The 18,294-nt window shown below is 61.7% G+C and carries 21 protein-coding genes and 1 pseudogene; 21 read left to right on the top strand and 1 reads right to left on the bottom strand.

What is annotated here, in order from left to right; all coding sequences use genetic code 11:
- On the top strand, positions 1-154 hold a 154-nt coding region (locus E4K65_RS40865; RefSeq protein ID WP_135178911.1), incomplete at its 5' end, for a DUF736 domain-containing protein.
- Between the two features lie 168 nt (positions 155-322).
- A pseudogene (locus tag E4K65_RS40860) lies at positions 323-490 on the top strand (DUF736 domain-containing protein); the annotation flags it as partial.
- Between the two features lie 64 nt (positions 491-554).
- Here the strand turns inward: E4K65_RS40860 and E4K65_RS40855 are convergent.
- Positions 555-782, bottom strand: coding sequence for a helix-turn-helix domain-containing protein (locus E4K65_RS40855; protein ID WP_050385492.1), 228 nt, complete (start codon positions 780-782; stop codon positions 555-557).
- Between the two features lie 210 nt (positions 783-992).
- On the opposite strand from E4K65_RS40855, the gene E4K65_RS49115 reads away from it, so the two are divergent.
- The 19 genes from E4K65_RS49115 (at position 993) to trbL (ending at position 18,283) form a co-directional block, all read left to right on the top strand.
- Positions 993-1,265 carry a DUF2285 domain-containing protein gene (locus E4K65_RS49115; RefSeq protein ID WP_135178910.1) on the top strand — a complete coding sequence of 91 codons (273 nt, stop codon included), beginning with the start codon at positions 993-995 and terminating at the stop codon, positions 1,263-1,265.
- 165 nt (positions 1,266-1,430) lie between these two features.
- A complete protein-coding gene (locus E4K65_RS40845) occupies positions 1,431-1,670 on the top strand; it encodes a transcriptional regulator domain-containing protein (RefSeq protein WP_135178909.1) in 240 nt (79 codons plus the stop codon).
- Between the two features lie 121 nt (positions 1,671-1,791).
- Complete coding sequence (locus E4K65_RS40840; RefSeq protein ID WP_347340983.1) at positions 1,792-2,202, top strand: DUF2285 domain-containing protein; 411 nt, start codon at positions 1,792-1,794, stop codon at positions 2,200-2,202.
- Positions 2,203-2,333: 131 nt separating this feature from the next.
- Positions 2,334-2,615, top strand: a complete 282-nt coding sequence (locus E4K65_RS40835) for a helix-turn-helix transcriptional regulator (RefSeq protein WP_008561544.1) — start codon at positions 2,334-2,336, stop codon at positions 2,613-2,615.
- Positions 2,616-2,637: 22 nt separating this feature from the next.
- Positions 2,638-3,519: a replication initiator protein A gene (locus tag E4K65_RS40830; RefSeq protein ID WP_135178907.1), complete on the top strand. Its 882-nt coding sequence runs from the start codon at positions 2,638-2,640 to the stop codon at positions 3,517-3,519.
- A 289-nt stretch (positions 3,520-3,808) separates the two neighbouring features.
- Positions 3,809-4,273, top strand: a complete 465-nt coding sequence (locus E4K65_RS40820; RefSeq protein ID WP_135178905.1) for a DUF2840 domain-containing protein — start codon at positions 3,809-3,811, stop codon at positions 4,271-4,273.
- Positions 4,270-4,782, top strand: coding sequence for a S26 family signal peptidase (locus E4K65_RS40815; protein WP_135178904.1), 513 nt, complete (start codon positions 4,270-4,272; stop codon positions 4,780-4,782). Before E4K65_RS40820 ends, E4K65_RS40815 begins: the two co-directional genes overlap by 4 nt.
- A gap of 206 nt (positions 4,783-4,988) precedes the next feature.
- Positions 4,989-5,678, top strand: coding sequence for a lytic transglycosylase domain-containing protein (locus tag E4K65_RS40810; RefSeq protein ID WP_135178903.1), 690 nt, complete (start codon positions 4,989-4,991; stop codon positions 5,676-5,678).
- 421 nt (positions 5,679-6,099) lie between these two features.
- Complete coding sequence (locus tag E4K65_RS40805; protein WP_135178902.1) at positions 6,100-7,863, top strand: relaxase/mobilization nuclease domain-containing protein; 1,764 nt, start codon at positions 6,100-6,102, stop codon at positions 7,861-7,863.
- Positions 7,864-7,903: 40 nt separating this feature from the next.
- Entirely contained in the window at positions 7,904-9,889 is a 1,986-nt protein-coding gene (locus E4K65_RS40800; RefSeq protein ID WP_135178915.1) for a conjugal transfer protein TraG, read from the top strand.
- Positions 9,890-9,895: 6 nt separating this feature from the next.
- Positions 9,896-10,321: a CopG family transcriptional regulator gene (locus E4K65_RS40795; protein WP_135178901.1), complete on the top strand. Its 426-nt coding sequence runs from the start codon at positions 9,896-9,898 to the stop codon at positions 10,319-10,321.
- A gap of 135 nt (positions 10,322-10,456) precedes the next feature.
- Positions 10,457-11,785 (top strand): MFS transporter, encoded by a 1,329-nt coding sequence (locus E4K65_RS40790; protein ID WP_135178900.1) that lies wholly within the window; start codon positions 10,457-10,459, stop codon positions 11,783-11,785.
- A 230-nt stretch (positions 11,786-12,015) separates the two neighbouring features.
- Positions 12,016-12,930 carry a P-type conjugative transfer ATPase TrbB gene (gene trbB, locus E4K65_RS40785; protein WP_167771555.1) on the top strand — a complete coding sequence of 305 codons (915 nt, stop codon included), beginning with the start codon at positions 12,016-12,018 and terminating at the stop codon, positions 12,928-12,930.
- A gap of 1 nt (position 12,931) precedes the next feature.
- Entirely contained in the window at positions 12,932-13,258 is a 327-nt protein-coding gene (locus E4K65_RS40780) for a TrbC/VirB2 family type IV secretion system protein (protein WP_135178898.1), read from the top strand.
- Positions 13,258-13,521, top strand: a complete 264-nt coding sequence (locus tag E4K65_RS40775; RefSeq protein ID WP_135178897.1) for a VirB3 family type IV secretion system protein — start codon at positions 13,258-13,260, stop codon at positions 13,519-13,521. The genes E4K65_RS40780 and E4K65_RS40775 overlap by 1 nt, the downstream gene beginning before the upstream one ends.
- Positions 13,522-13,531: 10 nt before the next feature.
- The gene (gene trbE / locus E4K65_RS40770; protein ID WP_135178896.1) at positions 13,532-15,973 is read left to right on the top strand and encodes a conjugal transfer protein TrbE; all 2,442 of its coding nucleotides are present in this window, start codon (positions 13,532-13,534) and stop codon (positions 15,971-15,973) included.
- Positions 15,970-16,698 carry a P-type conjugative transfer protein TrbJ gene (gene trbJ / locus E4K65_RS40765; protein ID WP_135178895.1) on the top strand — a complete coding sequence of 243 codons (729 nt, stop codon included), beginning with the start codon at positions 15,970-15,972 and terminating at the stop codon, positions 16,696-16,698. Before trbE ends, trbJ begins: the two co-directional genes overlap by 4 nt.
- Positions 16,698-17,060 carry a putative entry exclusion protein TrbK-alt gene (gene trbK-alt / locus E4K65_RS40760; RefSeq protein ID WP_135178894.1) on the top strand — a complete coding sequence of 121 codons (363 nt, stop codon included), beginning with the start codon at positions 16,698-16,700 and terminating at the stop codon, positions 17,058-17,060. Before trbJ ends, trbK-alt begins: the two co-directional genes overlap by 1 nt.
- Positions 17,057-18,283, top strand: coding sequence for a P-type conjugative transfer protein TrbL (gene trbL / locus E4K65_RS40755; RefSeq protein WP_135178893.1), 1,227 nt, complete (start codon positions 17,057-17,059; stop codon positions 18,281-18,283). The genes trbK-alt and trbL overlap by 4 nt, the downstream gene beginning before the upstream one ends.
- Positions 18,284-18,294 lie beyond the last annotated feature (11 nt).

The following is an 18,294-nucleotide window of genomic DNA, read 5'->3' as shown; positions in this document are numbered from 1 at the left end:
AGGCGTCGAGATCGGTGCCGCCTGGCGCCGGACCTCGAAGGACAACCGCACCTACCACTCGGTCAAGCTCGACGATCCGTCCTTCACCGCGCCGATCTACGCCAACCTCTTCGAAGGCGACGATGGCGAGTGCGCGCTGATCTGGTCGCGCTGACCAACACCGCGGCGTCTCGCAAACACGCGGGGCGCCGCGGACAGCGGCCCCGTTATTATGCGGAGCGACACAGCGGCAAAAGCCCTGGAAAACCGGGCTGCCAGCCAACGACTCCGCATAATCCCGCGCTACGCATAATCGGTCTTATGCGGTGCACCGCATAACGTCGAGATCGGCGCAGCCTGGTCGAAGCGTTCCGAGGAAGGCCGCGACTACCTCTCGCTCAAGCTCGACGACCCCTCGTTCAACGCGCCGATCTACGCGAACCTGTTCGACGACGAAGGCGGTGAAGGCTACACCCTGCTCTGGTCGCGGCCGCGCAAGACCGGCGAGTAAGAGCGCCCCACCAGGCCCCGTCCGGTCCGCCGGGCGGGGCGCTTCGCGATCGGCCTGAAGGGGCTTACGATTTGCTAAGCCGCGCAGCCTTTTTGAGCAGGTCCCCCGGTTCGACCCCCAATGCTTCAGCAATTTGTCCGAGCACGGTGACGCTTGCTGATACATCGCCGCGCTCGATGGCGCCGACGTAACGGGCGCTCAAACCCGCGCGCTCGGCCAACTCCTCCTGCGTCATTTGTAGATCGTGGCGTTTCCGACGCAGGTTCACAGCCATGATCTCTTTGAGATCCATGGCGATATGGGAACTGAGCCGGAACGATCGTTCTAGGAACGATCGTTCCTATTCGTGTCCGAACATGCTATCGAGTGTGGCGGCGCTACGCGCGCGACCGAACTCGGCCGCCGATCTACCGAACGAATATTCAGGATTCCAACCGGAAGCGGAGGTCTGGATTGCGACCAAACCATGGCGTAGCTTATAGGCGTTCTAAAAGCGGGTATGATGCAGAAGCCATCCCAAGATCCAGACGTAGCTGACAGTGCGCCGAATGAGCCGCTGCTGACTGCGTATGACGAACAGCATGTCGTCACGTACATGCGCCTCCTGCAGGCGGAGGGCGAGGGGGCGGACTGGCGTGAAGTGGCTCGAGTGGTCTTGCATATGGACCCCGAGCGAGAGCCGGACCGTGCGCGGCGCGCATATCAGAGTCATCTTGCGCGCGCCAAATGGGTGACGGAGAAGGGCCGCCTATTACGTGGCACCGGCTCCAAATAGAAGAAAATAACCGGCTGCCGACTCGCAGGCAGAACTATCTTCTTTTGCTGATTGGTGGTCAATCCAGTGCACCACGTGGTGCCAAAGTAGGGGCTTCCTACAACCGCTTCGTTCATACCTATTGCGGCGCAATCGTTGTTAGCAGCGTGCAATGGGGCGGAAGCAATGCCTGAATTCGACTGGCGGTCGCCGGAATCCTACAAGAGCCTACAAGATGCGGACGTCACCGACATCGCCTGGGAATGTCTCCGCCGCAACGCCGACTATCGACGCGAGTACGAAGCGATGATCGCAAGCAGCCCAGACGGTGCAGTGACCGAGGAATTCAGGAGGAAATGGGGTATCTGCTTTCGCCCATACCCCGCAGAGGTCGTTCGACGAGCAGACGATCTTTTGGGCGCCTGAGGTTTTAGCGGCGGTCGTTCCGGTCAAGGTTGCCTCGGCGGCCGACCTCGTGTCGGCGTCTCAGCCACTGCTTGAGCTTACAGCTGGCCAGGTGCGACGCGCTGTCGACGGCTGGCACGCCGTGCTGCGCGTCGGTGCGGTCGATCACCGTCTTTGGTCCAAAGAGCCGCCGGTGCTCGGCGCGTCATACGCAGCCGAACTGCCGTTTGATGGCGATTTCGGCGCACGTGCGTATGCAGCGCGCCGGTTGTGGCGCGCGATGAATGGACGCGCGCCAGGTCCGGCATTTCACACGCTATCCAAACAGCGGCGCGAACGTCTGAGTGCCGCAATCCGCGCGCTCGATGCGCATAGCGCCGGCGGCAGTTACCGCGTTATCGCCGAAGCTCTGTTCGGCAAAAAGCGCATCCCCGACCGCGCCTGGAAGACGCATGATCTGCGCAATCGAACAATCCGCCTGGTGCAAGGCGGCCTTGCGTTGATGCGCGGTGGTTACCGCAAACTTCTGCGCCCCGGGCGCAAGGACGAGTAACGCATCCCCGGGGGTGCCGAAAATCGCCCCCTCCATATTCGGCATCCCCCTCCGATATCGCGCTTCTCCATGATGACCGCACACACGCCGGCCTAGCCAAGCGTAGTGCGCTGTCCTCCTGGAGTTCTCAAATGCCCGATCCGATGGCCGGTCTTCCCCCGCGATTTCTGCGTACACCTGAGGCGGCGCGCTATCTTGGCCTGTCCGGCCGCACGCTGGAGAAGCACCGCACGTACGGCACCGGGCCGACGTATCGGAAGATCGGTGGACGTGTTGTCTACGCCGTCGATGACCTGAAAGCATGGGCCGACCGGGGCGCCAAGACATCGACCTCCGACCCCGGCAAGGGAACGGTGCTGCCGGCCAAGAAGCATCCCGCGCTGCGCCCATATGCGGGCCAGGAACGTCGCTGATCACCACGGAAGGACTGTGATCATGCGGCGCAAACTCCATTCCGAGCGCGATCAGCTTGAGCTCTTCCGGGCGCTGCCCGGTGACCTTGCGCCCCGCGACGCGCAGGATCTGATGGCATATCCGTTCTTCTCGCTCGCAAAGACCAGGCGGATCGTGCCGATCGATTTCCGTGCCGGCGCGATCGCAATTCGTGTCGAAGCCGTGCCGGAACACGGTATGGCGACCATTTGGGATGCAGACGTTCTGATCTGGGCCGCGTCCCAGATCGTCGAAGCCCGCGACGCCGGCTTGAAGACGTCACGCTTAATGGCTGCAACGCCTTACGAGATTTTGACGTTCGTGGGCCGCGGCACCAGCGCACGTGACTACGACCGCCTGAAGGCTGGTCTGGACAGACTTCAGTCAACGACCGTGCTGACATCGATCCGTCAGCCGACAGAACGACGGCGACACCGCTTCTCCTGGATCAACGAGTGGAAAGAGACGGCCGATGCAAATGGACGTCCATTTGGTCTCGAACTGATTCTGCCGGATTGGTTCTATGCCGGCGTTATCGACGACGCGCTGGTGCTGACGATCGACCGCGCTTACTTCGACCTGACGGGTGGACTTGAGCGCTGGCTCTACCGCCTCGTACGCAAGCACGGCGGACGCCAGGATGGCGGCTGGAGCTTTGACCTTGCGCATCTCCATGCCAAGTCCGGCATTCTCTCGCCGCTCAAGCACTTTGCTTACGACGTGCGCCAGATCGTCCAGCGCCAGACATTGCCCGGCTATCAGCTCGTGCTCACGCGCGACCCGAACGGCATCGACCACCTGAACTTCACGCCAACGCCTGTTGCTCCCTTAACGGCCCGCCTGGGTCGGCGCGGTCTCATTCCAAATTCGGAGGACAACCTGTGAATCAGCTCGTGCTATCGGGGACCGCAACCCTCGTGCTATCGGGGACCCGATCCTCGTGCTATCGGGGACCGGAATCGGACTTAAGCGCTTGTTTCTCCGCGCTTTCCGGCCGCTCTAACTTTACTAACCAGAAATCCTTCGGATTTCTTCTAACGGACCAGGCGGAAAGCCGCGTTGGCGGCGCCCGGAAACGGCGGTCCGTCAGTCTAGCTCGCCCTTGCGGGCCACGCACACTCTCCGCCGAGCCTCAAGCTCACGGCTACCAGCTCCAGCGTCATGGAGCCGCCGCATGAGCGATCTCACGGAAGTGGAAGTGTTGTGGCTCGAGAAGCGTATCGAAAACCGCGTTCGGTTTGGTCGTATCGTCAAGGAACGGAAGCTTGATCGCTACCGGCGTGTCCTGTCATTTGCGCCCGGTAGCATCTTTGCCTTCGTCCGTTGGACCTCCAACGACTTTGGGACAATCATTTCTCGGATCGACATCTTGCGCGCGGTCGCGCCGGGACAGCGCTGCTCGACTGTACCGTACGTGAAGCCCGGCGGACAGATCTTGCTGCGGCTGTCTGGTTGGCCGAAGGTCGAACGGGTGCTGCAGATGGTCGATGCCGTCGAGGCCCTCAGCATCGATCCCGCTGATGTTGCGCCTGATCATTGGCATCACGTTCATAACCGTCTGTCCGTCAACGAGAACCCGCGTCCCTATACGAAAGCGCGCCACCAAGCCTGGCTTCACCGTCAGAGGGTAATGCGATGACGGGACGCCTGAATACGCTGGCCGCGAGTTTTGTGGCTGCTGCTGCGCTCGTCGCGACGATCGCCCTGGAGCCGCTTCCGCTCTACATCTGGAATGCATCCGCGAGCGTGCCGATCGGCCTCTATCGCTTGCGACCGGCGGAACAATTCAATGTCACTGAGTTGGTCGCCGTGCAGCCGCCGGAGCCGCTCGCGACCTTCCTCGATCTTAACGGCTATTTGCCCATCGGCGTCCCCATGCTCAAGCGCGTGCTCGCCCTGCCGGGGCAGAGTGTTTGCAGAATCGGCCTCACGATTTCGGTCGACGACATCGCCGTGGGCGAGGCGAGGGATCGCGACAGACGCGGCCGGCCGCTGCCGAAGTGGCAGGGCTGCCGCGTGGTCGGAGACGGCGAGCTCTTTCTCATGAACTGGCAGTCTCACGACTCTCTTGATGGCCGATATTTTGGATTCTTGCCGGCGTCGGCAGTGATCGGCCGTGCGCTGCCGATGTGGACGTGGGAGGAGTGATCGTGCGTGTTCCACGCTCTTACTCCGACATTCCTCTGTTCGATCGATCGCGGGACCATTCCTCCGTCCCGACCAACGCTTGCAGAGCCGACGCGCGCCGCGGCAGTCAAGGGCGGCCGCATGGCCGGCGCGAAGCGGCGTTCCTCTGGACGGGCGGGAGCACGCCGGCATGCTTGGCTCGGTCGGGCGTGCGTGTTTGGGCTGTCGTGTCGCTGCTGCTTGTTTTCGTTGCGTCGGACAGTGCTGCTCTAGCCGAGAGTGGATCAGTGTTAGCTCAAGCGGTTGCTCAGGCAAGCAACCCGTTTGCAGCTTTCGTCGACGAAGCCTCGAAGCGTTTTGCAATTCCGGTGAACTGGATCGGTTCGGTCATTAACGTCGAAAGCGCTAGAGACGTGCACGCCAAGTCGCCCAAAGGCGCAATGGGCCTAATGCAGATCATGCCGGCGACTTGGGCGGAACTTCGCGAGCGCTATAATCTGGGGAACGACCCCTACGACCCGCACGACAACATTCTGGCCGGCACGGCGTACTTGCGCGAACTGCTCGATCGGTATGGCTCGCCTGGCGTGTTTGCCGCGTACAACGCGGGACCATCTCGCTATGAAGAGCATCTCGCAGGCGGCTCTTTGCCAGAGGAGACGCGAGCCTACGTCGCGAAGCTTGCAAATCTACTTGGCATCGAATTGCCGCCGAGATGGCCGTCCAGCGGACAGTCAGCAGCAGCTGCAACGCTATTCGTTACGCGATCCGGTCTCATGAAAACACGCGCTCGGTTGCCGGCGCTCATGCCGTCGGGCGGCGTCACGACTGCAATCTCTGCGCCCGATGTTTCGCCCATGGTCCCCCGGCCTATTGGCGTGTTCGTCCCTCGATCGGATGCGGGAGTATCGCAATGACCAAGTGCGCGGGTTCGCAAGCCTTCGCGTGCTTCACCAAGCAGGTGCCGCGTGTTGATGGCGTATGGGCGATGCCTTCGGCCCGCGCTCTACTCGTCGCTTCGCTCCTCACCGAGCCACCCTTCGGGTGTCTCGGCCCTTCGGGTAACGATCGCTATCGCAAGCGCTCGGAAGCAGTGGGGGCTTCGCGAGCACCGAGTTGGCTTGGAGGTTGGGCCGCGGGAATCAGCGGCCGGGAAACCACGACGGCAGGACGGCAGCGAGATAAAAGGGGCTCGCCGGTCGAACCGCAAGCCATTGACATGGCTTGGGTTCCGGCGTGCCGGTCGGTCGGGGCGCGTGCCGCGCTTTGCATTTTGACGAATGCAATCAAAGGCCTGTTCGGCACCATGTGCGCTTTTGATTGTTGGGAAGCCCGGCCATGACCGCAGGCGACAGTGATCTGCGTGTTCGGCCCGGACGCATCCGCAGTACCCGCGCGCCGAAGCAGAAGAGCTTCATCAACCAGGTGCTGCGCGCTGCGAAGAAAGCTGGACATACCTCGGGTGTGGCGGCAGTTGGCAGGCGTTCTGTAACCTACGGGCGCTCGACGTTCGGCCGCGGCCGGCTATCTTTTAGCCGAGCCCGATTGTTCAGCCCGACACGGCGCGCTGTGGTGAAGGCGCGCGTGGTTCGTCAGAAAGGGCGAGCCTTCCGCTCAGCACCACTAACGGCTCACCTCTCATATCTGAAGCGTGACGGCGTGACCCGGGATGGTGAGCGCGCCGAGATGTTCGATGCCGGCAGCGATCGCGCTGACGGAGCGGCTTTTGCAGAGCGCTGTAAGGACGACCGGCATCATTTCCGGTTCATCATCTCGCCAGAGGACGCTGGCGACATGACGGACCTCAAGGCCTTCATCCGTGACCTGGCGAGGCAGATGGAGGCTGATCTCGGCACGCGGCTCGACTGGGTGGCCGTCGATCATTGGAACACGGACAATCCTCACGTTCATCTTCTTGTTCGGGGAGTCGATGAGGAAGGAGCCGATCTCGTGATCTCCCGCGACTACATCAGTCGGGGCCTGCGCTCGCGCGCCGAGGAACTGGTCGCGATCGAACTGGGGCCGAAACCGGAGCATGAGATCCGCAATTCGCTGGAGAGAGAAGTCACGGCAGAGCGATGGACGCGGCTCGATCGGGAGATCCGGCTGGCGGCAGATGAGACCGGCTATATCGATCTACGCCCGGAGCAGCCGGCCAAGTCAGATCTCGAGATCCGCCGCCTGATGGTCGGTCGTCTTCAGCACCTGGAGAAGATGGGCCTTGCTGCATCCGCCGCGCCGGGGGAATGGATGGTTGGGCTGGACGCTGAGCGCAGCTTGCGCGACCTCGGTATGCGCGGCGACATCATCAAGACCATGCACCGCGCCTTTACAGAGCGTGGGGAAACGCGCGGGGTTGCCGACTTCGCCATCGAAGGTGGACAAGCATCGTCCCAGATTGTCGGACGGTTGGTCGATCGGGGATTGCATGATGAGCTGACCGGCGAGGCCTACGCCCTGATCGACGGAACAGACGGACGTGCGCACCACGTCCGCTTCCGCGGGGTCGAGGCCTTCGAACATGCACCGCCGAACGGCGGTATCGTTGAAGTCCGCCGCTTCGGTCAAGCCGGCGATCCGCGTCCCACTTTGGTACTCGCAACCCGTTCCGATCTCGATCTCAGGGGACAGATCACTGCAAAAGGGGCGACCTGGCTCGACCACAGGCTGGTCGAATGCGACCCGACGCCGCTCGCCATGGGCGGATTTGGCCGCGAGACCCGCGATGCCATGGAAGCCCGTACCGAGCATCTGATCCAGGACGGCTTGGCGCGGCGGCAGGGCCAACGCATCATCCTGCAGCGCGACCTCCTGGACACGTTGCGTCGACGTGAACTGGACGAGGTGGTCGCAAAAGTCTCGGCTGACACCGGCCTGCCTCTCCTTAAGCCAAGCTCCGGGGAGCATGTGGCGGGCACCTATCGCCAGCGGCTGACGCTCGCCTCGGGACGCTTCGCCATGATCGACAACGGTCTTGGCTTCCAGCTCGTGCCCTGGTCACGCGAGCTCGAAAAGAAGCTCGGCCAACACGTCACTGGCGCCGTGAGGGACGGCGGCGGCATCGAATGGGGTTTTGGCCGCAAGCGCGACCTTGGCCTTTAGCTTGAGTTCGCCAGATTCAATTGCGCAAAGGATGGTCGGGATGTCCGGAACCAAAATCCTCTGGGGACAGGTGATTGTTGTCGGCCTGATCGTCTTGCTGGCAATCTGGGGAGCGACCGAGTGGACGGCTTGGCGGCTCGCCTATCAACCGGAGCTTGGGCGGCCCTGGTTCGAGCTGTTGGGCTTCAAAATCTATTACCCGCCAGTCTTCTTCTGGTGGTGGTTCGTCTACGACGCCTATGCACCTCAGGTCTTTGTCGAGGGGGCATTTATCGCAGCTTCGGGGACCCTCGTTTCGATCGCGGCGGCGATCAGCATGTCTGTCTGGCGGGCGCGCGAAGCCAAGAATGTTGAGACCTATGGTTCGGCGCGCTGGGCCGGCGCGGAAGAGATTCGAGCAGCCGGACTTCTCGGTAAGGATGGCGCGGTGCTCGGCAAGCTCGACCGCGACTACCTTCGCCATGACGGACCGGAGCACGTGCTGTGTTTTGCACCCACCCGGTCCGGCAAAGGTGTTGGCCTCGTCGTTCCCTCGTTGTTAGCCTGGCCAGGTTCGGCCATCGTTCACGACATCAAGGGTGAGAACTGGCAACTAACCGCCGGCTTCCGCTCGCTGCACGGCCGCGTCCTGTTGTTCGACCCGACCAATCCGAAATCATCCGCCTACAATCCATTGCTTGAGGTCCGGCGCGGGGAATGGGAGGTTCGCGATGTCCAGAACGTCGCTGATGTCCTGGTCGACCCCGAAGGCTCGCTCGACAAGCGGAACCATTGGGAGAAGACCAGCCATTCCCTCCTGGTCGGTGCCATACTCCACGTCCTCTATGCCGAGGCGGACAAGACCCTGGCCGGCGTCGCCGCTTTCCTCTCCGACCCGAAGCGGCCGATCGAGGCGACGTTGAAGGCGATGATGACCACGCCGCACCTTGGCGAGCCGGGCGCCCATCCGGTGGTCGCGTCGACCGCGCGCGAACTCCTCAACAAGTCCGAGAATGAGCGTTCGGGCGTTCTGTCCACGGCGATGTCGTTCCTCGGCCTTTACCGCGATCCTGTGGTGGCCAGGGTAACTTGCCGCTGCGACTGGCGCATCGCGGATCTGATCGCAGATAGCCGTCCGACGACGCTTTACCTGGTCGTGCCGCCTTCCGATATCTCGCGAACCAAGCCCCTGATCCGCCTGGTGCTGAACCAGATCGGCCGCCGTCTGACCGAGGATCTGCACGCTCGTGATCGCCGGCATCGAGTCCTGATGATGCTCGATGAGTTCCCGGCGCTGGGCCGGCTTGATTTCTTCGAGTCCGCGCTCGCCTTCATGGCGGGTTACGGCATCAAAAGTTTCCTGATCGCGCAATCGCTCAATCAGATCGAGAAGGCCTATGGGCCGAACAATGCGATCCTCGACAACTGCCACGTCCGGGTCAGCTTCGCGACCAACGACGAGCGGACGGCCAAGCGCGTGTCCGACGCGCTGGGCACCGCGACCGAGATGCGGGCGATGAAGAACTATGCCGGCCACAGGTTGAACCCCTGGCTGGGGCACCTGATGGTCTCGCGCCAGGAGACGGCGAGGCCGCTTTTGACCCCAGGCGAGGTCATGCAGCTTCCGCCGATGGACGAGATCGTCATGGTGGCGGGTACGCCGCCGATCCGGGCGAAGAAGGTCCGCTATTACGAGGACAGGCGGTTTACCGAGCGGGTCCTGCCGCCGCCCGATCCGGCGGCATCCGGTCGATCATCGCGGACGGACGGATGGTCAACCCTTGGACCGCTGAAGCCGGCGCCGCTTCCAACCGTCGAGGGGCAAGGAGAGGAAGACACGGCGAACAGCGGTCTCCGTCGCGAACCCGAACTCCCCGATCACGTCGAGATCATCAAGGAAACAATCGAGCCGTCGCCAGCCGAGGAATTTACCGTCGTTCTTGATGATGACGAGGACGTGGTCCGTCAGTCCCGGCTACTACGCCAACAGATGCGCGGTGTTGCCCGTCAGGTCGCCATGGACCCGAATGACGGCATGGACTTGTGAGGAAAAATGCGCGACCGGATGAATGTCTATTTCCCGCCAGAGCTTCTGAGACAGATCTCGGACCTCGCCGATCGCAAAAAGCTTTCCCGGTCTGCGATCGTGGAAGCTGCTGTTGCTTCGTTTCTGTCACCGGATGGAGCAGACAGGCGGGAGGCCGCGTTCACCCGTCGCCTGGATCGGCTCTCGCGTCAGATGCAGAGGCTGGAGCGCGACGTCGGTTTGACGGCCGAGACTTTGGCCCTCTTCATTCGTTTCTGGCTGACGATCACGCCACCGTTGCCCAACGATGCGCAGGCGGCCGCGCAGATAAAGGGCAGGGAACGTTTTGAAGGGTTTGTCGAGGCGCTTGGGCGTCGTTTGCAAAAGGGGCAAAGCTTTCTGCGCGAGATTCCAGAAGATATCCGCGGTCAGGGATCGGCCGACGATTCCTGACCGAGCCTCCTGGATAGGCGACCGCGCCGGCCCTTCCTTTTTCTACGCCAGCCTACGACCGCAGTTATTTAGCCGAACTGGCGAAAGCTGGACGCGCTATCGGCTCGAACGAGCTGAAAGCAAAATGGGGTCAGCATGCAAATCTCAATAGCATGTCGTCGAGTCGCGCGCGTTTTTCTTCCGTTTGTAGCTGGGTACTATCTGTCGTATCTGTTTCGAACGATCAACGCTCTGATCGCCAGCCCTCTCAGCTCGGATACCGGGGTTGGGGCTGCCGATCTCGGGTTGCTTACGTCAGTCTATTTTCTTGTTTTCGCAGCAGCTCAGATCCCCATCGGTATTCTATTGGACCGCTTTGGTCCGCGTCGCGTCCAGAGCGTTTTGCTGTTGCTCGCAGCAGTCGGCGCCGGACTATTCGCGGTATCGACCGGCTTCCTATCCCTTTTGATCGCGCGCGCAATGATCGGGCTTGGTGTCGCGGCGTCGCTCACGGCAGGACTGAAGTCGATCATCCTTTGGTTCCCAAGGGAGCGAGTTGCCTTGCTCAATGGGTACATGATCATGTTGGGATCGCTTGGAGCAGTGACCGCCACGGCTCCCGTCGATTACCTGCTCACCTGGATGGGCTGGCGGCAGCTCTTTGACATCATGGCAGTCGCGACCGGTACGACAGCCATTCTCATCTATCTTATGGTACCTGAACGAAGCGTGGCCCCATCAACAGCGACCACTACCCTGAGCTCCGTCTTTAGCGATCGGCGCCTTTGGCGAATGGCCCCGCTGTCGGCGACTTGCGTTGGATCGTCCTGGTCCCTGCAGGGATTGTGGGCATCGCCGTGGCTGACAGACGTCGAGGGGCATGATCGCGCAAGTCTCGTCAGACAGCTGTTCATAATGTCGATCATGCTTAGCGGCGGTGCCTGGTTGTTTGGCATGACGGTCCATCACATCAAACGAATGGGAATCGGCGCGGAGACGATACTAACGATCGTTGCAGTCTTCTTCATCACAGCCGAGCTGGCCTTGATCCTGCGAGCGCCTCTACCGTCGATTTTGCTCTGGTCCATTGTCGCAATTACCGGAACAGCGACCGTGGTCAGTTTTGCGGTAATAGCGGATTACTTTCCGCCTGAGCTTGCTGGTCGTGCCAATGGCGCTTTGAACGTCTTGCACTTTGGCTGGGCGTTTCTGGCACAATCCGGGACAGGCTTGATCCTGGAGCAATGGTCTGCGAATGATGGCCATAGGCCCGTCCAAGCCTATCAGGTCGCGTTCGGTCTCAACGTAGTACTGCAGATAGCGACGTTGGTCTGGTTCGCGCTGCCCTGGCGCCGATCCATCGCTTCGTGGATGAGTTCAATCCTCGTCTTCAAGCAGGCGGATGTTACCGACGCTGTCGGGTCAGTTGGGCTGTATGAGGATTCGGTCATTCTCCTGCCCGCGGATGACGATGCGGAGTGGTGAGCAGCAACTCGAGACGAACGGATACGATTAAGTAGCCGTCAGATGTCAGTTCGCAGCCTTCCTTTTTCTACGCCAGCCTACGATCACCGAAAGCGCTTGTTGCGCCAAGTGCATTGGTGCCTTTTCTAATCATCCCCACATGAGGACGCTCGTTGGACGTCCTCGCTCGGTGGGGGCGAACGGTGGCAATCCAATTCATTCAATCGGAAGCGAGTTCGCGCGGTGCGCGAATGCTGCGCAGCGCGCTTGGCTCTGCGATTGCGGGCTACCTCGAAGACGAAGCGATCATCGAGGTGATGCTCAACCCAGATGGGCGGCTGTGGATCGACCGGTTGTCGAATGGTCTGATCGACACAGGCGAGACCCTGTCGGCTGCGGATGGCGAGCGCATTGTTCGCCTGGTTGCGCATCACGTAGGCGCCGAGGTGCATGCCGGCTCGCCACGGGTCTCGGCCGAACTGCCTGGGACCGGCGAGCGCTTCGAAGGTCTCTTGCCTCCGGTCGTTGCAGCACCGGCCTTTGCTATCCGCAAGCCCGCAGTCGCCGTGTTTACGCTCGACGACTACGTCGGCAGAGGAATCATGACCTCGGAGCAGGCCAGGATCCTACAGAGCGCGGTCGCTGCACGGAAGAACATCCTGGTCGCCGGTGGGACATCGACCGGCAAGACAACATTGACGAATGCGCTCCTGGCCGAGGTGGCAAAGGGTTCCGATCGGGTCGTGCTGATCGAAGATACGCGCGAACTTCAGTGCAAGGCGCCCAATCTCGTGGCTTTGCGGACCAAAGATGGCGTGGCCACGCTATCGGATCTCGTTCGTTCCTCGCTGCGACTGCGTCCTGACCGCATTCCGGTCGGCGAAGTTCGCGGTGCCGAAGCACTCGATCTACTCAAGGCCTGGGGCACAGGCCACCCCGGCGGCATTGGGACCATTCACGCGGGCAGTGCGCTTGGTGCGTTGCGGCGGCTCGAGCAACTCATCCAGGAAGCCGTCATCACGGTTCCGCGTGCCTTGATCGCCGAAACCATCAACCTCGTTGCCGTGCTTGCGGGGCGCGGCGCTGACCGTCGCCTCGCTGAGCTCGCCCTCGTCACAGGGCTTGGTGCCGCCGGCGACTACAACGTTTCATCAGCAGGAGACTAACATGAGTCAGCAATTTCGTTTTCGTCGAGATGTCGCTTCACTGGCCACGTCCGGACTGGCTCTTTTGACGTCGGCACCGGCATGGGCGGCTGGCTCGAACATGCCGTGGGAGCAGCCACTCAATCAGATCTTGCAGTCGGTTGAAGGTCCGGTCGCGAAGATCATCGCCGTCATCATCATCGTCGTGACCGGGCTCACGCTCGCGTTCGGGGACTCGTCAGGTGGTTTCCGCAGGCTGATCCAGATTGTCTTCGGTCTGTCGATCGCATTCGCCGCATCGAGCTTCTTCCTGTCGTTCTTCTCCTTCGGCGGCGGCGTGGTGATCTGATGGATGAACCGGTTGCAGGCTTTGTCGTGCCAGTTCACCGCGCGCTCACTGAGCCAATCCTGATGGGCGGCGCGCCGCGCTCGGTTGCGATCGTCAACGGCACCCTTGCGGCGGCGCTTGGACTCGGACTTCGGCTCTGGATCGCGGGTCTCGTCCTCTGGTTCATCGGCCACATGGCCGCCGTCTGGGCCGCAAGGCGCGATCCGGCCTTCGTCGATGTCGTGCGCCGGCATCTGCGCATTCCCGGCTATTTCAACACCTGAGTTCTCCGTCATGATGAACCTTGCTGAATATCGCCATTCCAATGCTCGTCTCGCCGACTTTCTGCCTTGGGCAGCCCTGGTCGACGAGGGAATCATCCTGAACAAGGACGGCTCGTTCCAACGAACGGCGAAATTCCGCGGCCCCGACCTTGATAGCGCGGTACCGGCTGAACTTGTCGCTGTTGCCGGGCGCCTGAACAACGCCTTGCGCCGACTGGGATCAGGCTGGGCTGTGTTCGTTGAGGCGCAGCGTCATTTTGCGGGAGTTTATCCTCCGAATACGTTTCCGGATGTCGCATCCGCGCTGGTTGACGCCGAGCGTAGGGCTCAGTTCGAGGAGGCAGGTGCCCACTACGAGTCCAGCTATTTCCTGACCTTCCTCTATCTGCCACCGGAGGAAGGAGCCGCCAGGGCAGAGCGACTGCTCTACGAGGGGCGCGATCGGACTGTGGGAGCAGACGCTCGCGAGGTACTCCGCGGGTTTGCCGACCAAACCACGCGCGTGCTTCAGCTCCTTGAAGGGTTCATGCCGGAATGCGCCTGGCTCGATGATCAGGACACGCTGACCTACCTGCACTCGACGATTTCGACCAAGCGTTATCGGGTACGGGTGCCCGAAATTCCAATGTACATCGATGCTCTGTTGGCTGACCAACCGCTGACCGGTGGGCTCGAGCCGATGTTGGGCTCGGCCAATATGCGAGTTCTCACGATCGTCGGCTTCCCGGGCACGACGACTCCAGGAATTCTGGATGACTTGAACCGCCTGGCGTTTTCGTATCGCTGGTCGACTCGCGCGATCATGCTCGACAAGACCGATGCTACCAAGCTGCTGACCAAAATCCGCCGCCAGTGGTTTGCAAAGAGAAGGTCGATTGGCGCCATTCTCAAGGAGGTCATGACCAACGAGGCGTCGACCCTGCTCGATACGGACGCCCATAACAAGGCGATCGACGCCGACGCGGCGCTGCAGGAATTGGGTTCCGATCAAATCGGACAAGCCTTTGTCACGGCAACCGTAACCGTCTGGGACCGCGATCCCTCTGCCGCCGATGAAAAGCTACGCCTGGTCGAGAAGGTCATTCAGGGCCGCGATTTTACCTGCATGATCGAGACGGTGAACGCCGTCGAAGCCTGGCTCGGCAGCCTGCCGGGGCATGTCTATGCCAATGTGCGGCAGCCGCCGGTCTCGACCCTCAACCTCGCTCATATGATTCCGATGTCGGCTGTGTGGGCGGGCGACGCAAGGGATCTGCACTTCAAGGGACCGCCCCTCCTGTTTGGCAAGACCGAGGGATCGACTCCATTCCGATTCTCCCTCCACGTCGGGGACGTCGGTCATACCCTCGTGGTGGGACCGACGGGCGCTGGCAAGTCGGTCTTTCTCGCTCTTATGGCGCTGCAGTTCCGCCGTTACCCGAACTCTCAGGTCTTTGCGTTCGATTTCGGTGGTTCGATCCGGGCGGCCGCGCTCGCCATGGGGGGCGACTGGCATGATCTCGGCGGCGCATTGTCCGATGGAAGCGAAAACCCCGTCGCTTTGCAACCTCTCGCCTGGATCGACGACGCTTCCGAGCGCGGATGGGCCACGGAATGGATCGGGGCGATCCTGGCGCGGGAAAAGATCGAGATCACCCCAGAGGTCAAGGATCATCTGTGGTCGGCGCTGACGTCTCTTGCCTCGGCGCCGATGCAGGAACGGACCCTGACCGGCCTGTCCGTTCTGCTGCAATCCAACTCCCTAAAACGCGCCTTGCAGCCCTATTGCCTGGGCGGTCCGTCCGGACGCCTGCTCGATGCCGAATACGAGCGCCTTGGCGAGGCGTCGGTTCAGGCCTTTGAGACTGAAGGGTTGATCGGAACGAGCGCGGCGCCGGCCGTGCTGGCCTACCTCTTTCATCGGATCGGAGACCGGCTCGACGGCCGGCCGACACTCCTGATTGTCGATGAGGGGTGGCTTGCCCTCGACGACGAGGATTTCGCCGGTCAGCTCCGGGAATGGTTGAAGACGCTTCGGAAGAAGAACGCGTCCGTCATCTTCGCCACGCAGTCGCTTTCTGACATCGATGGCTCTGCGATCGCACCGGCGATCATCGAAAGCTGCCCGACGCGTCTGTTGCTGCCAAATGAACGGGCGATCGAGCCGCAGATCACAGCCATCTACCGCCGCTTCGGCCTCAATGACCGACAGATCGAGCTTCTGAGCCGGGCAACGCCAAAGCGCGACTACTACTGTCAGTCCCGCCGAGGCAACCGGATGTTCGAACTTGGCCTTGGCGAGATTGCGCTCGCCTTCACTGCAGCCTCCTCCAAGACGGACCAGGCCGCCATCGCCCAGCTGCTCGCCGAACACGGACCGGACGGCTTCGTGTCGGCATGGCTCCAGCACCGCGGCGTTGCCTGGGCCACTGACCTGATTCCCAACCTCGTCAATCTGGAGAAATCGCTATGAGGCAGCTTGGTCTTTTGCTGACGGCTGGCACTCTTGCTCTGACGCTTGCCGTCACAGTGCCCGCACGGGCGCTCATTGTCTTCGATCCAAACAATTACGTTCAGAACGTCCTGACCGCTGCCCGGGAGCTCCAGCAGATCAACAACCAGATCACCTCGTTGCAGAACGAGGCGCAGATGCTGATCAATCAGGCCAGAAATCTCGCAAACCTGCCGTATTCCTCGCTGCAGCAACTGCAATCATCGATCCAGCGCACACAACAGTTGCTGGCCCAGGCCCAGCGGATCGCCTACGACGTCCAGCAGATCGATCGCGCGTTCTCGACCAGCTACGCGACGGCTACAGGCAGCGTGTCCAACCAGACGTTGATCACAAACGCTCAGTCGAGATGGCAGAACTCAGTCGCCGCATTACAGGATGCGCTTCGCGTCCAAGCTGGCGTTGTCGGAAATCTCGACACCAACCGCATCCAGACGTCCGCATTGGTGACATCAAGCCAAGGTGCCAGTGGTGCTCTTCAGGCGACGCAAGCAGGCAATCAGATTCTCGCGCTCCAGGCCCAGCAACTCGCCGATCTCACGGCTGCCGTGGCGGCACAGGGCAGGGCGCAGAGCCTCGAAGCGGCGCAGCGCGCCTCCGCCCAGGATCAGGGGCGGGAACAGCTCCGGCGGTTTATGACGCCGGGACAAGGCTATCAATCTTCCAACGTGCAGATGTTCCACTAATGACCGACATCCGGACATTCAAGGCGCTGTCGCTGCTTACGACAATCGGCGTGTTTGTCGTCACCGCCTGCACGATTCAGCTTCGTGGAGGAGACGGTCCTCCTCCGCCACCGAAAGCGGAGCAGACGATGGATGCAACCAGCTCTGACCTCGCGCGCTGCCGTAGCGTCACTGCGGAGGAAGCAGCGGGCTATCAGCATTGCAAGCAGGTTTGGGCCGAGAACCGGCGTCGCTTCTTTGGCAGCAAAGACGGCGCCGCACTTCCTGGCCATGATCATTCCGCCGCAGGCCTAGCGTCGGTCCCAAAGGATCAGAGCCGGATCCCGCAAGGATATCCGAAACCTGAGGCGAGCAAGCCATGACTGGTACGGGGATCATCGACCAGTTTCTGGAAACGTTCACGCGCTATATCGATAACGGCTTTGGGTTGCTGGGTGGCGATGTCGGCTATCTCGCAACGACCCTTGCGGCGATCGATATCACGCTCGCCGCGCTCTTCTGGAGTTGGGGACCCGACGAGGACATCATCGCGCGCCTTGTCAAGAAGACGCTTTTCGTCGGCGTCTTTGCCTATCTGATTGGCAATTGGAATAGCCTTGCTCGGATCGTTTTCGAGAGCTTTGCCGGACTTGGGCTGAAAGCGTCCGGCACTAGCCTGTCTGCATCAGATTTCCTGCGGCCGGGAAAGATCGCCCAAGTGGGGCTCGACGCCGGCCGGCCGCTGCTCGATTCGATCTCCAACCTGATCGGCTACATCAGCTTCTTCGAGAATTTCGTCCAGATCGTCGTTCTCCTGTTCGCCTGGGTCGTGGTGCTGCTCGCCTTCTTCATTCTGGCGATCCAGCTCTTCGTTACCCTGATCGAGTTCAAGCTCACGACGCTGGCCGGCTTCGTGCTCATTCCCTTTGGCTTGTTTGGCAAGACCGCCTTTGCGGCCGAGCGCGTTCTGGGCAACGTCATATCTTCTGCCATCAAGATCCTGGTCCTGGCCGTCATCGTCGGCATCGGGTCCACCCTGTTTTCGCAGTTCACTGCGGGTTTCGGCGGTGCACAACCGACCATCGAAGACGCGATGACGCTGGTGCTCGCGGCGCTTTCCTTGCTGGGCCTCGGCATCTTCGGTCCGGGTATCGCAAACGGCCTGGTGTCGGGCGGACCTCAACTCGGCGCCGGCGCCGCGATTGGAACAGGCCTTGCTGCTGGCGGCACTGTTGCGGCTGGAGCGGGACTTGCCACTGGCGGTGCCGGTCTCGCTGGCGGTGCGATTGCAGGCGCCGCGCGCGGTGGCGGCGCTGTTATAGGCGGAGCAACAGCCGCCTATCGAAGCGGTGGCTTTTCCGGCGTCGCGGAGGCTGGCACTTCGGCTGCGACGAGCCCATTGCGTCGAGTAGCGGCTGCCTTCGGCCGTAGCCAAGCGGGCGACCAGGGCGCGAGCGCTCCGGCCGAAGGGCAGCCTGATTGGGCTCGCCGCATGAAGCGTGCCGAGACCATACGGCATGGTGCCTCGGCCGCTGGCCACGCCGTCCGCTCGGGCGATCATGGTGGCAGCGGTTCTTCCGTCGATTTGTCCGAGGGAGAACGCTGAGACGCACCACT

This window comes from Bradyrhizobium niftali (assembly GCF_004571025.1).
GTDB classification, from domain to species: domain Bacteria; phylum Pseudomonadota; class Alphaproteobacteria; order Rhizobiales; family Xanthobacteraceae; genus Bradyrhizobium; species Bradyrhizobium niftali.
The sequence above is the reverse complement of the archived record's forward strand: the minus strand, read 5'-3'. Positions and strand labels throughout refer to the sequence as shown.

Coding starts and splice junctions, on each gene's coding strand:
- E4K65_RS40855 (WP_050385492.1), bottom strand. CDS start 782: ATGGATCTCAAAGAGATCATGGCTGTGAACCTGCGTCGGAAACGCCAC.
- E4K65_RS49115 (WP_135178910.1), top strand. CDS start 993: ATGCAGAAGCCATCCCAAGATCCAGACGTAGCTGACAGTGCGCCGAAT.
- E4K65_RS40845 (WP_135178909.1), top strand. CDS start 1,431: ATGCCTGAATTCGACTGGCGGTCGCCGGAATCCTACAAGAGCCTACAA.
- E4K65_RS40835 (WP_008561544.1), top strand. CDS start 2,334: ATGCCCGATCCGATGGCCGGTCTTCCCCCGCGATTTCTGCGTACACCT.
- E4K65_RS40830 (WP_135178907.1), top strand. CDS start 2,638: ATGCGGCGCAAACTCCATTCCGAGCGCGATCAGCTTGAGCTCTTCCGG.
- E4K65_RS40820 (WP_135178905.1), top strand. CDS start 3,809: ATGAGCGATCTCACGGAAGTGGAAGTGTTGTGGCTCGAGAAGCGTATC.
- E4K65_RS40815 (WP_135178904.1), top strand. CDS start 4,270: ATGACGGGACGCCTGAATACGCTGGCCGCGAGTTTTGTGGCTGCTGCT.
- E4K65_RS40805 (WP_135178902.1), top strand. CDS start 6,100: ATGACCGCAGGCGACAGTGATCTGCGTGTTCGGCCCGGACGCATCCGC.
- E4K65_RS40800 (WP_135178915.1), top strand. CDS start 7,904: ATGTCCGGAACCAAAATCCTCTGGGGACAGGTGATTGTTGTCGGCCTG.
- E4K65_RS40795 (WP_135178901.1), top strand. CDS start 9,896: ATGCGCGACCGGATGAATGTCTATTTCCCGCCAGAGCTTCTGAGACAG.
- E4K65_RS40790 (WP_135178900.1), top strand. CDS start 10,457: ATGCAAATCTCAATAGCATGTCGTCGAGTCGCGCGCGTTTTTCTTCCG.
- trbB (WP_167771555.1), top strand. CDS start 12,016: ATGCTGCGCAGCGCGCTTGGCTCTGCGATTGCGGGCTACCTCGAAGAC.
- E4K65_RS40780 (WP_135178898.1), top strand. CDS start 12,932: ATGAGTCAGCAATTTCGTTTTCGTCGAGATGTCGCTTCACTGGCCACG.
- E4K65_RS40775 (WP_135178897.1), top strand. CDS start 13,258: ATGGATGAACCGGTTGCAGGCTTTGTCGTGCCAGTTCACCGCGCGCTC.
- trbE (WP_135178896.1), top strand. CDS start 13,532: ATGATGAACCTTGCTGAATATCGCCATTCCAATGCTCGTCTCGCCGAC.
- trbJ (WP_135178895.1), top strand. CDS start 15,970: ATGAGGCAGCTTGGTCTTTTGCTGACGGCTGGCACTCTTGCTCTGACG.
- trbK-alt (WP_135178894.1), top strand. CDS start 16,698: ATGACCGACATCCGGACATTCAAGGCGCTGTCGCTGCTTACGACAATC.
- trbL (WP_135178893.1), top strand. CDS start 17,057: ATGACTGGTACGGGGATCATCGACCAGTTTCTGGAAACGTTCACGCGC.